The sequence below is a fragment of the Pseudomonas sp. MB-090624 genome (genome assembly GCF_003205245.1).
In the GTDB taxonomy this organism is placed as follows: domain Bacteria; phylum Pseudomonadota; class Gammaproteobacteria; order Pseudomonadales; family Pseudomonadaceae; genus Aquipseudomonas; species Aquipseudomonas juntendi.
In genome coordinates this window covers 24,260-37,871 of sequence record NZ_QJRK01000018.1, presented here as the reverse complement: position 1 = coordinate 37,871, position 13,612 = coordinate 24,260, and the positions used below count along the sequence as shown (strand labels likewise).

Annotated in this window: 16 protein-coding genes and 1 tRNA gene; 11 read left to right on the top strand and 6 right to left on the bottom strand. The window is 59.0% G+C overall.

Annotated features, from left to right (window positions below; genetic code table 11):
- Positions 1-17 precede the first annotated feature (17 nt).
- The 4 genes from pheT (at position 18) to DMX12_RS11855 (ending at position 3,236) form a co-directional block, all read left to right on the top strand.
- Positions 18-2,399, top strand: coding sequence for a phenylalanine--tRNA ligase subunit beta (pheT, locus tag DMX12_RS11870; RefSeq protein ID WP_029884927.1), 2,382 nt, complete (start codon positions 18-20; stop codon positions 2,397-2,399).
- Positions 2,400-2,403: 4 nt separating this feature from the next.
- The gene (ihfA, locus tag DMX12_RS11865) at positions 2,404-2,706 is read left to right on the top strand and encodes an integration host factor subunit alpha (RefSeq protein WP_003250679.1); all 303 of its coding nucleotides are present in this window, start codon (positions 2,404-2,406) and stop codon (positions 2,704-2,706) included.
- Entirely contained in the window at positions 2,687-3,043 is a 357-nt protein-coding gene (locus DMX12_RS11860; RefSeq protein WP_009685877.1) for a MerR family transcriptional regulator, read from the top strand. The genes ihfA and DMX12_RS11860 overlap by 20 nt, the downstream gene beginning before the upstream one ends.
- Positions 3,044-3,159: 116 nt before the next feature.
- Positions 3,160-3,236 (top strand) — tRNA-Pro (locus DMX12_RS11855).
- Positions 3,237-3,676: 440 nt separating this feature from the next.
- Here the strand turns inward: DMX12_RS11855 and DMX12_RS11845 are convergent.
- Both DMX12_RS11845 and DMX12_RS11840 read right to left on the bottom strand, forming a co-directional pair.
- Entirely contained in the window at positions 3,677-3,940 is a 264-nt protein-coding gene (locus DMX12_RS11845; protein WP_110677718.1) for a DUF3077 domain-containing protein, read from the bottom strand.
- Positions 3,941-4,100: 160 nt separating this feature from the next.
- Positions 4,101-4,343, bottom strand: coding sequence for a hypothetical protein (locus tag DMX12_RS11840; RefSeq protein WP_110677716.1), 243 nt, complete (start codon positions 4,341-4,343; stop codon positions 4,101-4,103).
- 486 nt (positions 4,344-4,829) lie between these two features.
- On the opposite strand from DMX12_RS11840, the gene DMX12_RS11835 reads away from it, so the two are divergent.
- The gene (locus DMX12_RS11835) at positions 4,830-5,546 is read left to right on the top strand and encodes a hypothetical protein (protein WP_009685871.1); all 717 of its coding nucleotides are present in this window, start codon (positions 4,830-4,832) and stop codon (positions 5,544-5,546) included.
- A 361-nt stretch (positions 5,547-5,907) separates the two neighbouring features.
- Entirely contained in the window at positions 5,908-6,408 is a 501-nt protein-coding gene (locus DMX12_RS11830) for a hypothetical protein (protein WP_232108539.1), read from the top strand.
- A 505-nt stretch (positions 6,409-6,913) separates the two neighbouring features.
- Here the strand turns inward: DMX12_RS11830 and DMX12_RS11825 are convergent.
- The 3 genes from DMX12_RS11825 to DMX12_RS11815 are packed head-to-tail and all read right to left on the bottom strand — an operon-like array spanning position 6,914 to position 9,055.
- Positions 6,914-7,432: a carboxymuconolactone decarboxylase family protein gene (locus tag DMX12_RS11825; RefSeq protein WP_110677714.1), complete on the bottom strand. Its 519-nt coding sequence runs from the start codon at positions 7,430-7,432 to the stop codon at positions 6,914-6,916.
- A gap of 38 nt (positions 7,433-7,470) precedes the next feature.
- Positions 7,471-8,235: an SDR family oxidoreductase gene (locus tag DMX12_RS11820; protein WP_110677712.1), complete on the bottom strand. Its 765-nt coding sequence runs from the start codon at positions 8,233-8,235 to the stop codon at positions 7,471-7,473.
- Positions 8,236-8,260: 25 nt separating this feature from the next.
- Complete coding sequence (locus DMX12_RS11815) at positions 8,261-9,055, bottom strand: SDR family oxidoreductase (RefSeq protein ID WP_110677710.1); 795 nt, start codon at positions 9,053-9,055, stop codon at positions 8,261-8,263.
- A gap of 105 nt (positions 9,056-9,160) precedes the next feature.
- Here DMX12_RS11815 and DMX12_RS11810 point away from each other — a divergent pair, with 105 nt between their 5' ends.
- The 5 genes from DMX12_RS11810 to DMX12_RS11790 all read left to right on the top strand — a co-directional run bounded on the left by DMX12_RS11810 (position 9,161) and on the right by DMX12_RS11790 (position 12,729).
- On the top strand, positions 9,161-10,105 hold the full coding sequence (locus DMX12_RS11810) for a GlxA family transcriptional regulator (RefSeq protein WP_110677708.1): 945 nt from the start codon (positions 9,161-9,163) through the stop codon (positions 10,103-10,105).
- 241 nt (positions 10,106-10,346) lie between these two features.
- Entirely contained in the window at positions 10,347-11,039 is a 693-nt protein-coding gene (locus DMX12_RS11805; protein WP_255326929.1) for a lipopolysaccharide kinase InaA family protein, read from the top strand.
- 155 nt (positions 11,040-11,194) lie between these two features.
- A complete protein-coding gene (locus DMX12_RS11800) occupies positions 11,195-11,458 on the top strand; it encodes a hypothetical protein (protein WP_009685869.1) in 264 nt (87 codons plus the stop codon).
- 357 nt (positions 11,459-11,815) lie between these two features.
- Positions 11,816-12,214 carry an NUDIX domain-containing protein gene (locus tag DMX12_RS11795; protein WP_110677704.1) on the top strand — a complete coding sequence of 133 codons (399 nt, stop codon included), beginning with the start codon at positions 11,816-11,818 and terminating at the stop codon, positions 12,212-12,214.
- A 215-nt stretch (positions 12,215-12,429) separates the two neighbouring features.
- The gene (locus tag DMX12_RS11790) at positions 12,430-12,729 is read left to right on the top strand and encodes a hypothetical protein (protein WP_029884935.1); all 300 of its coding nucleotides are present in this window, start codon (positions 12,430-12,432) and stop codon (positions 12,727-12,729) included.
- 20 nt (positions 12,730-12,749) lie between these two features.
- Here the strand turns inward: DMX12_RS11790 and DMX12_RS11785 are convergent, their stop codons facing one another.
- The gene (locus DMX12_RS11785) at positions 12,750-13,472 is read right to left on the bottom strand and encodes a FadR/GntR family transcriptional regulator (protein ID WP_110677702.1); all 723 of its coding nucleotides are present in this window, start codon (positions 13,470-13,472) and stop codon (positions 12,750-12,752) included.
- Positions 13,473-13,612: the final 140 nt, after the last annotated feature.

The window sequence follows — 13,612 nt, the reverse complement described above, 5'->3', positions numbered from 1 at the left end:
ACTTTCAGGAGAACAGCATGAAATTCAGTGAACAGTGGCTGCGCGGTTGGGTAAACCCGCAAGTCTCTCGTGACGAACTGGTTGCCCGCCTGTCCATGGCCGGCCTTGAAGTCGACAGCGTTACCCCCGCTGCCGGCCAGTTCAGCGGCATCGTGGTAGGCGAGATCCTGGCCACCGAACAACACCCGGACGCCGACAAGCTGCGCGTGTGCCAGGTAACCAACGGCCAGGAAACCTTCCAGGTCGTGTGCGGCGCCCCTAACGCCCGCCCAGGCATCAAGGTGCCATTCGCCATGATCGGCGCCGAGCTGTCTGGCGACTTCAAGATCAAGAAGGCCAAGCTGCGTGGCGTCGAGTCCTTCGGCATGCTGTGCTCGGCTGCCGAGCTGGAAATCAGCGAAGAAAACGACGGCCTGCTGGAACTGGCAGCCGACGCCCCGGTAGGCGAGAACATTCGTACCTACCTGAGCCTGGACGACGCCAGCATCGAAATCGGCCTTACGCCGAACCGCGGTGACTGCCTGTCCATCGCCGGCCTGGCGCGTGACGTCAGCGCCCTGTACGACACCCCGGTGACTCGCCCGGTAGTGCCGGCCGTACCACCGGCCCACGACGAAGTGCGCCCGGTTGAAGTCAGCGCCCCGGCTGCTTGCCCGCGCTACCTGGGCCGCGTTATCCGTAACGTCGACCTGAGCAAGCCAACCCCGTTGTGGATGGTAGAGCGCCTGCGCCGCAGCGACGTGCGTAGCATCGACGCCGCCGTAGACGTCACCAACTACGTGATGCTCGAACTCGGCCAGCCGATGCACGCCTTCGACTTGGCAGAAATCAACGGCGGTATTCGCGTACGCATGGCCGAAGAGGGCGAAAAGCTCGTTCTGCTCGACGGCCAGGAAGTGGCCCTGCGCGCCGACACCCTGGTGATCGCTGACCACACCCGTGCCTTGGCCATCGCCGGCGTCATGGGTGGCGAGCACAGCGGTGTAAACACCGAAAAAACCCGCGACCTGTTCCTGGAAAGTGCCTTCTTCGAGCCGATTTCGGTTGCCGGTAAAGCCCGTTCCTACGGCCTGCACACCGACGCCTCGCACCGCTACGAGCGCGGCGTCGACTCGCACCTGGCCCGCGAAGCCATGGAACGCGCCACCCAGCTGCTGCTGGACATTGTCGGCGGCGAAGCCGGCCCGGTCGTCGAAGCCGTCAGCGAGCAGCACCTGCCGCAGGTGGCCCCGGTTACCCTGCGCGCCGAACGCATCACCCAGATGCTTGGCATGGAAATGGACCCAGCCCAGGTCGAGCAACTGCTCAACGCCCTGGAACTGACCACCAGCAAGGCAGCCGAAGGGGAGTGGACCGTCACCGTGCCAAGCCACCGCTTCGACATCAGCCTGGAAGTGGACCTGATCGAAGAACTGGCCCGCCTGTACGGCTACAACAACCTGCCGGTCCGCTACCCGCAAGCGCGCCTGGCGCCACAGGGCAAGCCGGAAACCCGCGGCGACCTACCGACCCTGCGCCGCCTGCTGGTTGCCCGCGGTTACCAGGAAGCCATCACCTACAGCTTCATCGACCCGAAACTGTTCGAACTGTTCAGCCCGGGCGTAGAGCCGCTGCTGCTGGCCAACCCCATTTCCAGCGACATGGCCGCCATGCGTGCTTCGCTGTGGCCGGGCCTGGTCAAAGCCCTGCAGCACAACCTGAACCGCCAGCAAGACCGCGTGCGCCTGTTCGAAAGCGGCCTGCGTTTCGTCGGCCAGCTGGGTGACCTGCAACAGCAGCCCATGATCGCTGGCGTGGTCACCGGCAGCCGCCTGCCAGAAGGCTGGGCCAACGGCCGCGACGGCGTCGATTTCTTCGACGTTAAAGCCGACGTGGAAGCCTTGCTGGGTTATTCCGGTGCCCTGAGCGACTTCACCTTCAGCGCCGGCAAGCACCCAGCCCTGCACCCGGGCCAGACCGCCGCCATCGAGCGCGACGGCAAACTGGTCGGTTACCTCGGCGCCATCCACCCAGAGCTGGCCAAAGCCCTGGACCTGGACCGTCCGGTGTTCCTGTTCGAGCTGGTGCTGGGCGACGTGGTCGAAGGCCGCCTGCCGAAATTCAGCGAACTGTCCAAGTTCCCGGAAACCCGTCGTGACCTGGCCTTGATCGCCGGTCGTGACGTGGCAGCCAGTGCGGTGCTTGAATTAATTCGTGACAATGCAGGCGAATGGCTCACAGACCTCAGGCTGTTTGATGTCTACCAGGGTAAAGGTATTGATCCTGATAGAAAAAGCCTGGCAGTCGGCTTGACCTGGCAGCATCCATCGCGCACTCTTAACGACGATGAGGTGAACACTACCCTGCAAAACATCCTCACCTCGCTCGAACAAAGGTTGAACACCACGTTAAGGAAATAACGGCATGGGTGCTCTGACGAAAGCTGAGATGGCCGAAAGGCTGTACGAGGAGCTGGGGCTTAACAAGCGTGAGGCCAAGGAGCTGGTCGAGCTGTTTTTCGAAGAAATTCGGCACGCACTTGAAGAGAACGAGCAGGTCAAGCTGTCCGGTTTCGGCAACTTCGACCTTCGCGACAAACGCCAGCGGCCGGGCCGCAACCCCAAAACCGGGGAAGAAATCCCGATCACCGCACGGCGCGTCGTCACCTTTCGTCCAGGGCAGAAGTTGAAGGCCCGGGTTGAGGCCTATGCTGGAACCAAGCCATAACGACGAACTGCCCCCCATACCGGGCAAACGCTACTTCACCATTGGTGAAGTGAGCGAGTTGTGTGCCGTAAAGCCACACGTGCTGCGGTATTGGGAGCAGGAGTTCGACCAGCTCAACCCTGTGAAGCGGCGGGGCAACCGGCGGTATTATCAGCGGCAAGACGTGCTGATGATCCGGCAGATTCGCGCGCTGCTGTATGAGCAGGGGTTCACCATTGGCGGGGCGCGGTTGCGGCTCTCCAGTGATGAGGCTAAAGATGATTCGAGCCAGTACAAGCAGCTGATTCGGCAGATGATTGTCGAATTGGAGGATGTGCTGGTCGTGTTGAAGAAGTGAGCTTGTGCTTATCTGGTGAGTGAAAATTTTTTTGAGAAAAAGCTTTCATTTATCAGAGGGTTAGGGTACATTCTTCAACGTTCTCGGCAGTATTGAGAACATGCTTCAAGCCCAGTCGGGGCGTAGCGCAGCCCGGTAGCGCACTTGCATGGGGTGCAAGGGGTCGAGTGTTCGAATCACTCCGTCCCGACCATTATTGAAACGAAAAAGCCCAGTCGGTGACGATTGGGCTTTTTCGTTTGCGGAACAATGTATCCCTGCACAGCGATCTGGTAAGCCGGGGATCTGAGTCCACATCCGTTAGATATCAGCGTATTGCTAAATTAAAATGTGCGGTCAAGTTGACGGCATGCGCTGTGTCACCAACCGACCCCGGACAACGTTTTAACGATAAGTCGTGGGCGGTGGTGCACCGCAAGCGGGACATGACTCTAGGTATTGAGGAGTTGAAAGGTATGCTACGCGGGCGATGGGTCAACGATTCGGTGTAGATAAGAATGCGGGCAACGACTTAATCGATAACCCTACGGAGGACTCTGCACCCAGCTTCTCCGGCTAGGCCGTAATGTCGGATCGCCTTCGAGACCGGTAGTTGATGTTGGTCTCGAAGACATTCGTGGAGGACTTGGTCAGTCAGCGCATCATTCCCAGCTCGGCGTCATCCATAAGCGCTTTGGCCAAAGCGCATAGATAGTGCGAAGCCCATATCAGCTGCGGTTTGTCTTCCATCAAACCGTCCAAGGTCATATCCCGTGCATAACCCATCAGTTCCGAGGCTTGCTCACGGGCGCTCTGACACGGGATGCCAGCTTCGATGCGGAAGAGGGGATGGGTCTGATTCGTACCTTGGTAAAAGGTAGTTTTGCCAACGGTGAATCTGGTTTCTTCTGTAGACATTGTTCAATCTCCCCGAAATCTCAAGTAACTGGGCTGGCCTTATTGCCAACAAACTACACAGCTGTTCACAAGCGCCAAGGCCTGTGACATAGGTCAGTTAACTGCCGGGACTTGGCTTGCCACTGATGGATCATGCCCAGGCGGCACAATCAGTTAGGCCTCAGTGCGAAGTGCTGGGCTCGGTAGGCACCTGCAGCTGAGCCAACGCGGACTCAAGCAAAGCGCGCAGCGTCTCCAATTCATGCATCGAGGTCATCATCAGAATCGAGACAGGCGACTTGGGCTGCAGCAGTATTGCTTGATGCACAACGGTCGCCGCGCACAGCGCGTACTCCGATGCCTGGATCAAGGTGTCTTCAAGGCAGAGAGTTTTGTGTGGTGGATCTGGAACGATCTTGAGCATGCTGTAACTCCAACGTCGAAAAGTGGAGCTACCTCAACCTTGCTGTCAAACAAGAGGGTGGCAGCTGTACGCGGGTTGACAGACCGAGACGTTGGCACTCGGCGCACCAGAGGGTGCCCGCACGTACAGCCACCATAAAAGTGTGCACATGAGGACAACGTCAGCGGTCTGTCAAAACCGGTCGCTGAATTGGCAGCGACCAGCCGAGACTAGAACCCACATTGACCATGCGCAATGAAAATCAGGCGCAGCGAGTATCTTTGGGAAATGCCCTACAAGGAAGTTCTTTTTTCTGATGCTTTCCCCGCATTTACCGTCAATTTTCGCAGTGTTCACTGCTCTGCCAACCCAACAAACCTCTCGAAAAGCAAACCGCCCACCCATCCCTGTATCCAGTCATGTCCCGATGATGGCAAACGGTCACCATGGACTTTCGCCCTCGACTCCCCCGAAACTGCCCCCATCGCACCCAGACCAAGGCAGGTCATGACCAACCTCAAGCGCGCCACCTCCCTCCTGCTGTTGCTGGCCACAGCCTCACTCACCGCGTGCCTCCCCTGGAAACGCGAACGCGCCGCTTATGCGGACCTATGCGAATCCGAGTTCCAGTTCAAAGTGCCAGGCCCGCAGGGCGAAACCACGCTCTACCTGGAAACCTACCTCTACGACCACGCGGCACAGTGGGGTGAAAAGCGTTACGAGCAAGGCCTGCACGTGCAGTACCCAGGCGAGGAATACCCGCGGCCAGAATTTTTCGTTCAGATGATCGCTTACAACAAAGACCGCCAGCGCCCGTCCACCGACTCAAAACGTGGTGAACCGCCGATTCCGGTGCTGTACGACAGCCGCCAGGCCTACATCATTTTTGAAGACGGCTCGCGCCTGAATGCGCGGCCCGAGGTTTACGTAGGCCTCAACGATGTCTACGACTATCCCTCAGTGAATGAGCGGGCTGCCAGGCCGTCCCCGTACGACATCAACAGCGATGAAGTGCACCGGATGATTCCCAAGCTCACCAACAACAAGCGCTACGGCTCGGCGTATGTAATCTTCCAGACGGACAAGCTGAACGCTGACTCCAAGTGGACCATTCACCTGGGCAGCTTGCAGGTGCAGGGGCGCACAGTGGCGATTCCGCCACTGCAGTTGTGTTATCACCCGGCAAAGAAATGGATCGGCATCGAGCCGCTGATGAAGCCGTGAACCTTCGGCTAGGTTGGCTTGGTGATGTATTGCTGGGGCGAACGGGGAAATTTTGTCAGGAGTGCTGATTTTTTCTTGAGTTTGGCATTGCTGAACGGGGCTGGCGAGCAGGGGACCGCTTTGCGGTCCGGTCGCGACGCAAGGCCGCTTGTGTCTTGAGAGAGGATTAGCATCTGGAGTGAGAGCGGTGAATGACAAGCTGAATGCCGCAGGTGCCTAGAGCACGAGTATGAGCAGAAGCTGTCATGCACCGTTCCACTTTGGCGAGAGCCCGGACAGTTGGATGCGGCTCTGATCTCGAATCACAAGCGTGGGCCAAGTCAAAGTCCTCTCACAGTGTTGAGTTCAGGAGGGTTTGGTGATGGCGCCCTTCCTGGGTATCGATGTTTGCTGTCTTTCACTCGATGCGCTGGTGCGGCCACAGGGCATGAAAATTCATGTGAGCAATGATCCGGCAGGCTTTGAGGAACTGCAACGGAGCCTCAGTGGGCACAGCATCTGGCGCGTTTTGCTGGAGGCTACCGGCAGTTACGAGCGAGATGACGACCTGAGGCGCTTGAGGCAGGCGCAGTCCACCGTTGTGACCGACTTCCTGAAGGCCGACCTTAAGCACTTCGAATCGCAGATCAAGCGGGTTGAGCAAGAAATCGCTCAGCAAACGGAAAAGCTGAATGATAAACGGGTTGCTCAGCTGGTTCAGGTCAAAGGCATTGGGATGGTGACGGCGGGCAAGCTTGTAACGCTGCTGCCAGAACTGGGGCGTGTTGAGTCCAGAGAAAGCCTCATTGGTTGGGGTGGCGCCCCTCAACCACGACAGCGGAAAGTCCGTAGGCAAACGCTCTATTTCAGGAGGGCGGTTTGAGGCCCGGCGACCAGTTACATGTCATGCCTTGTGGCGATGAAGTACAACCCAGCGCTCAAGGCCCGTTATGAGGCGCTGCGCGCACGCGGGAAACTTGCCAAGGTCGCTATCGTGGCCTGCATGCGGATCTTCCTGGTGCGACTCAATGCCATGCTCAGGACTGGCGAGCCTTGGCTGCATCTAGTGTTGCCTCAGCCGAAGAGGGCGTAGACCAACAGCCAAAATGCAGGACTCGACGATTACACGATTCCTGTGGGAGCGGGCGTGCCCGCGAACACCGGCGCAGCCGGTGCCAGACACCGCGTCGCCTGCTTCGCGGTCAAGCCCGCTCCCACAATGAATCGCGCAGGCTTTTCAAATTTTGGGAAAGATAGTTGCTCCTACAGTAGAGCGTGCGTGCTTCATGGCGGTGTCTGAGGGGAGGGCGCGTAAGGCAACCAGCCATTGGTTCACCGGCTGATCGCCTCAGGCGGGGGCGCAGAGGCCGCTTGAGTAAGGGGGCAGATCAGGTCGCTTTCGGTGGAACGTCGATGTCTGTTTGCGCCACGTTGTTCAGGTAGTTCGTCAACGTCAGCAGCGAGACCTGCGCGATGACGTCGACGATTTTTGCATCGTCCAACCCTGCTTCCCGTGCGTTCGAGAGATGCTCGTCACTCACTTGGCCGCGGTTGAGCGTGATAGCCCGAGCGAGTGCAGCGACTGCATTCAGCGTGCCGGCCCGCGCTGCCAGAAGGTCATCAGCGCTCAGTCCGGTCTTCCCACCGAAGAAGCTGTGAGCCGCAACGCAATAGTCGCATCCGTTAACTTCAGAAGCCGCCAGTGCCGCCACTTCACGTTCGGCCGGTGTGAGGCTGTTCTTGCTCAGCGCTTGTGACAGCGCGAGATAGCCTGCCAAGGCTGCTGGCGAGTGAGCCAGGGTAGCGAAAGCGTTGGGGAGGAAACCCAAGCCTTTTTCAATGCCCTGAAGGGCAGTGCGCGCAGCGGCTGGCGCTTGGTCAAGGGACAAAGCTGCAATTCGGGTCATGATTTTGCTTCCTTCCAGGTTGTTCGAGGCGTGCCTGTTCAGGCCACAGGGATAGGGTTGTCGACCAGCGCCTGGTTGAACTGGTTGATCAGTTCGTGCTCGTTGGGCCCTTGGTTGGCGCGCAGTGGCACGACGCGTTCAACCAGTACTTCGGTTGTTGCTGCCTCCAGTTTTTCAAGGGTTTCCTGGATAAAGTCGTCCAGCGGCATGGCGCGTTCATCACCACTTTTGTGGATCAGATCGGTGTCGACCCACGGCGGTGCGATTTCCAGCACCTTGACGCTGGTCTCGCGCAGGGCAAAACGTTGCGACAGCGAGTAGGAGTGAATCGCGGCCTTGGTCGCCGAGTAGAGGGCTGTCGCCGCCAGTGGCAGATAGGCCAGCACCGAACTGTTGTTGATGATGTAGGCATCAGGCTGGCGCTTGAGGTGTTCGACAAACGCGGCGCTAACACGCACCGGGCCCAACAGGTTGGTCTGCAGCAGCCCTACAGCCTGCTCATCGTCAAGATCGCCAGAGCCAGGGTTGTCGAAAGGCATGATGCCGGCGTTGTTGATGATGACGTTCAGCGAGGGATGGCGACGGATAACCTCCTGTGCCACATCCTTGATTTGCTGGGGGTCATTGATATCCAGCAGAACGGTGTCGATTCCGGGATGGGCGCTGGCGATTTCATCCAGCAACGATTGGCGTCGGCCCGCGATGATGACCTTGTTTCCACGCTGGTGGAACGCTTCGGCCAGCGCGCGGCCGATGCCCGAGGTACCGCCAGTGATGAAGAGGGTATTGGCGCTGGTTTTCATGATTTGTTTCCTTTCAATGGAGTGATCAAACGCCATAACGCGGGGCGAGTTTGTTGCTGGAGAGGTGTCCGAACAGCGCCGTGCGGCTGCTTTCGTACCGCTCGAAATGCTGTATGTCCTGCATGGCCGGGATGGAGATCAGCACACCGCTGTCGAAGTCTTGAAGGGCGCCACTTACCAGGTCGCTTGCCGACATCACGATGTTGGGATCAAGGTTCTCGACGGGCAGCCCCCCGATCTCCCAGAAGTCGGTAGCCGTAGCGCCTGGCAACACCGCCTGAACCTTGATCCCCTGTTCTGCCAGCTCTTTGTGCAGTGACTGTGTGAAGGCCGTGACGTACGCTTTGCTTGCGCCGTACACGCCATTGAGCATTTCCGGTGCCAGGCTGACGATCGATGAGATATTGATGATCGCGCCCTGTTGGCGAGCGATGAAGCCTGGAACTGCGGCGTAGGTCAGCCGAGTGAGTGCAGTAACGTTGAGGCTGATCATCTCGGCCATGCGCTCGACGTCGCTGTCCAGCAAACGGGTGTGTGTGCCGATGCCGGCGTTGTTGACCAACAGGTTGATGCTGGCGTCTTCGCGCAATTTACGTTCCACCCGCGCCTGGTCCGCTGCGTTGGCCAGGTCAGCGGGGAAGACTTCAACGCTCTGCTGAGTCTGGTTGGTGATGCGGCTGGCAAGCGCGTTCAGGCGGTCACGATTGCGGGCGACCAGTACCAGGTCATAGCCACGTCGGGCCAGGCGGTCTGCAAATATGGCGCCGATGCCGGTGGATGCGCCTGTGATCAGGGCGGTGCCTTTGTAGTCCTGGGTCATGGTCCAGCTCCGTTGGTTGGGTGTGGAGCCATGATGCAAAAAAACAGATTTGTCTTAAATGACGCTTATAGTCATGTTTTAGGGCATTGCTAATGGAGCGGGGTCATGCATCGAATCGGCTACTTGGTCACAGACGGATTTCAGGTCATGTCACTGGCCACCCAGGCGGTTTTCGAGTTCGCAAACCTGGTCGCGGGCGAGCCTGTGTACCGGATCCAGAACTATTCGGTATCGGGCGGGATCATTCGGTCCTCCCTGGGCATGCACATCGACACGCTGGCACTGGATGCCCCAGGGCTTGCAGATAGCTGGATGATCACAGGAACACTCACGCCGCTTACGCCACCCGCTGCCGAGGTGCTGTCGAGCGTGCAGGGGTTTGCCCAGAGCGCCAGGCGCATCGCGGGCATCTGCACCGGCGCTTTCGTCCTGGCTCAAGCAGGTGTGCTCGATAACCGGCGCGCGACTACCCACTGGGCCTATGCCAAAGCGCTTCAAAGCATGCACCCGAGCATTGAGGTGGAAGAGGATCGGATCTTCATTGTGGACGGCCCTGTCTGGACCTCTGCGGGAATGACCGCAGGTCTGGACATGGCATTGGGGATGGTGGAGAAGGATTTGGGGGCGGAGGTTGCCAAATCGGTAGCTCATAGGCTCGTCATGCACCAGCGTCGGTCGGGGGGGCAATCCCAGCACTCTGAGTTGCTTGCCCTGGCGCCCAAGTCTGATCGCATTCAAAGCGCTCTGGACTATGCAAGCAAGCATTTGAACAGGGCGTTGAGTGTTGAAGAGCTCGCAGAGGTTGCGCACCTGAGCCCAAGGCAATTCACCCGGGTGTTCACCGCCGAAACCGGGCAGTCCCCTGCAAAAGCGGTGGAAAGCCTACGGCTGGAGGCCGCTCGGCTAATGATCGAACAGAGTCGCCACAGCCTGGACACGGTGGCAAGGGAAACCGGGTTCAGGGACCGTCGACACATGCGTGAGGTATTTATCCGAGGTTTTGGTGTGCCCCCGCAAGCCGTGCGCCGCGATGCGAGGCGGATCGGATAGGCACGCCACCTGAACGATGTGATTTGGCCGCGATCCAATGTCCAGGGCCGGGTCTGGCTTCATCGCCAGCAAGCGCATGCTGCACAGGCCACGAGCTCTCCAGCCGCAGCTCGTAAGTGTTGGCCGAATGGATAGGTGTTGTGTCAGTTCTGCCACCCTGATTTCCCTTCGATTTCCATATACTTTCACTGTTGTTTTCAAGATATTTCAGCCAAATTGGCGCCAGGCGTTAAGGTGTTCCGTGACTGCAAATCCGACCGATGTGAAGCTTGGCGAGTTACTGCTGGCAGATGTTCTCAACGCTCCGGGCGTTTGGGTAGAGCCGCCTAATGTCCGCAGGGGAGGTGAGAGCGGTGTGTTGCGGGTGGAGCTGGGTGGGCTGACGTTCTATAAAAAGCAGCAAGTCGGGCATGTCTATCGAAGCCTGCGTCACCCTTTCGGCCACCCAACCGTTGCACGCGAGGCAAAGGCTGTGCGTGCTGCCACAGCGCTGGGGGTTGGTACGCCCGAGCTTGTGTACAGCCATATTCATAAACACCAGGGAGAGTGGCAGGCCGTCATGGTCACGGCGGCGCTGGAGGGCTACGTGTCGCTCGAAGACTTCCGTGCCCGGCAGCTGGAAAAAACGCTAGGGCATCATCGCTATCTCGAAATTCTTGAAGCCTATGGCCGAGCACTTGGCAAGCTGAATCTCGGAAAATGGCAGCACGGTTGCTTGTATCTGAAACATGTCTTCGTCGATTTCAGGGCGCCAGGCGTGGCTGTCGCCTTGCTAGACCTGGAAAAGGCCAGAAAGCGCTTCAGCGCCAAACAGGCCGCCCGCCATGACTTGCGGCAGGTCAAGCGTCGGTCAGGCTGGGATAGCGAAGAGTGGGGGGCGTTCTGTCGGGGCTACAGGCATTCGTTCGGCAAAAAAGCCGATGTGTTGCTGTGACGGCCCGTTGTGCTCCATGACCTGCCCACCCATCCAGCATGGATGGAAAGCCAGTAGCGACTTCCCTGGTTGCATAGTACGGTCCGCCTTCAACAACCCCCCGGTGCGTTGTCGCCAATCCCACGGACCGGGACTCTCATGACCTGGGAGGTCGAATGGAAGTCGCTCGAAAGATCAGCCAACAAGCATTGGATAACGCTCTGGTAGCCTTCGCCCGCTACAAAATCGGAGAAATCAAAATCTTCGACCTGGAACAGGCGATGAGCTTCGAAGCGGGCGAAGCCCTATCCGAAAGCGGTCTGGTCCAGTTCACAATCGCCAAGATGGCGTCTGGCCGGTATCGCATCAGCGATGAAGGGGAGAACGCCATCACACAGGCTGGCCGGGATCGCCTCGAAGCGATCCGCGGCAGATCCTAGCCTATTCAGCGTCGATACGGCCGCAGTGGTGTACTGCGGTCGTTAGCGCCTGTCTCTCAGGTTCAGCCAAACTGCAAGACTGATGGTCGACACTGCCTTTTACTCATTCGACACCAAAGCCATTGTGTTTCTTGCAGGCAAAAGAAAGCCCGCTGCTAGTCGGGCTAGAGGTGTTTCACATGGGGATGGCTAGATTGTCCCTCTGCAAGCGTGAAAATGAGGTGAAAATAACGTGCTCAGCCTGTGATTTGTGCCGTTCAGGGTGAACGAGTCGTCACCGAATTGAGTCTTCAGGAAGCAAGTCTCTATTGGCTGCAACGATACGGACATGGACCTACTGACGAGCTGAGTGTGTGTATGCGGGACAAGAAGGCGCGCGGAGCCAAGATCAAAGACAGGGCAACGGTCCTCTGCCTGCGCAGTGGCAGGATCTTGCTGGTACGGAAAAAAAGCGGGAAGTGGAACTTCCCCGGCGGCGCTATAGAACCGGGCGAGTCGCCTGTTGCAGCGGCTGCGCGGGAGCTGCAAGAGGAAACGTCCATTGAAGGCCACGGTCTCTTTCACCTGTGCACCCTTCAGCTGGGGTCAACCATTCACCATGTGTTCACTACGCATGTCGATGATCAGGAAAAACCGGTGGCTCGCAATGAGATCGTGGCCTGCAAATGGGTGCTCAGAGACAAGCTGAGCCCAGCCATTCTCAATGCTACGGCGGCTGAGCTGCTATCAAGCCAACTGCCTGCGTTGACCGCTTAGTTGCTTCAGCGCAGCGGCATCGCGCCTGGTCTCATCTTTCTCACATCTTGCTCATCATTGGCCTCCAGCAGGTTGCCAGGGCTGAGCGTGCACGCAGCTAAATAATTGCAGCACATACGCACGCTCGGCGGTCGATCCAGTTAGATCGGTTTAATCCCAAAGTAGGGTAAGCCGCACGGCTTGGGGTACAGCCAATTTCGATCGCTGGAGGCGCTATGCGGATGAGGGGTAACGTGTATTGGGCGTGGGTCGACCCTGCGCTGAACCATCGCAGCCATGAAGAGACCCTGGCAGACGGCAGCCGGATAGATGTACAGGTCAGGCTTTCGCGCAGCGGGACCACGCAGATGTTCCTGGGGGTGTATGCCCGTTCTGGGATGGCATTGCACGAAGAGGCCTACGACTGCTGGCCGAAGCGCTCATTGGTTCGTGCCTTGGCATGGGGCAGCATGCGTGCGCGGCAGATAGCCGAAACAGGGGTGTCTGCCGTGCCCCCCAAGGCCGCCCTGCAATAAGCACCCGGCGGCCTTCTGCCTTAGCTGGTCGGGTCCTGCCCCAATACTTTGCTCAGCGCCACGCGGGCATCCTCAAGCTGGACCAGCGAGGCATGGCGTGCACCGAGTGCGTCGCCATTCTGGATGGCGGTCAAAATGGCCTTGTGCCGGGGCAGGGCGAGTTGGTCGAAGTTTGGCCGCTGGTTGGAATAGCGCACCGATTCGCGCAGGGCCATGGACAACATGTTGCACAGGTAGGCCAGCAGGTCATTGTGGGTGGCGTCGGCGATGCGTGCGTGGAAGTCCAGGTCCGGTTGCAGCCGCTCTTCATGGGTGCGCGCGGCCTCCATGCGTTGATACGCATCGCTGATCGACTGCACATCTTCGGCCGTAGCGTTGGTGGCGGCCAGCGCGGCGGCAGCGGGCTCGATGACCCAGCGTACGCTGGACAAGGTATTGAAAAAGTCCTTCTGCGGCGTGGCCTGCATCAGCCAGTGCAGCACGTCTGGGTCAAGCATGTGCCAGTCATGGCGCGGCCGCACCAGGGTACCGACCCGGGGGCGGGCTTCGACCAGGCCTTTGGCAGTCAGCGCACGCATCGCTTCGCGGAACACGGGCCGACTGATCGCGTAGCTTTCGCACAGGCTGGCCTCGTTGGGCAGCTTCTGCCCGGGCGCGAGTTGGCCAGAGACGATCTGCAGGCCGAGGTCCTGTACCAGAGTGGTGTGCATGCTCTTGCGCGTGGAGGGCTGGCGGTAGTTCATGGGGGGCGCGGGTGGTCCTTCAAGCGGGGGGAGCATCATAACATCAGTGAATGGGCGGCGGCCTTTTGGCGAGGTCGCAGCAGTTTGGCTTGGTTCGGCGGGAAACAGCGTGGTGGGTGGAACGGGCTTCGCCGGTGTTC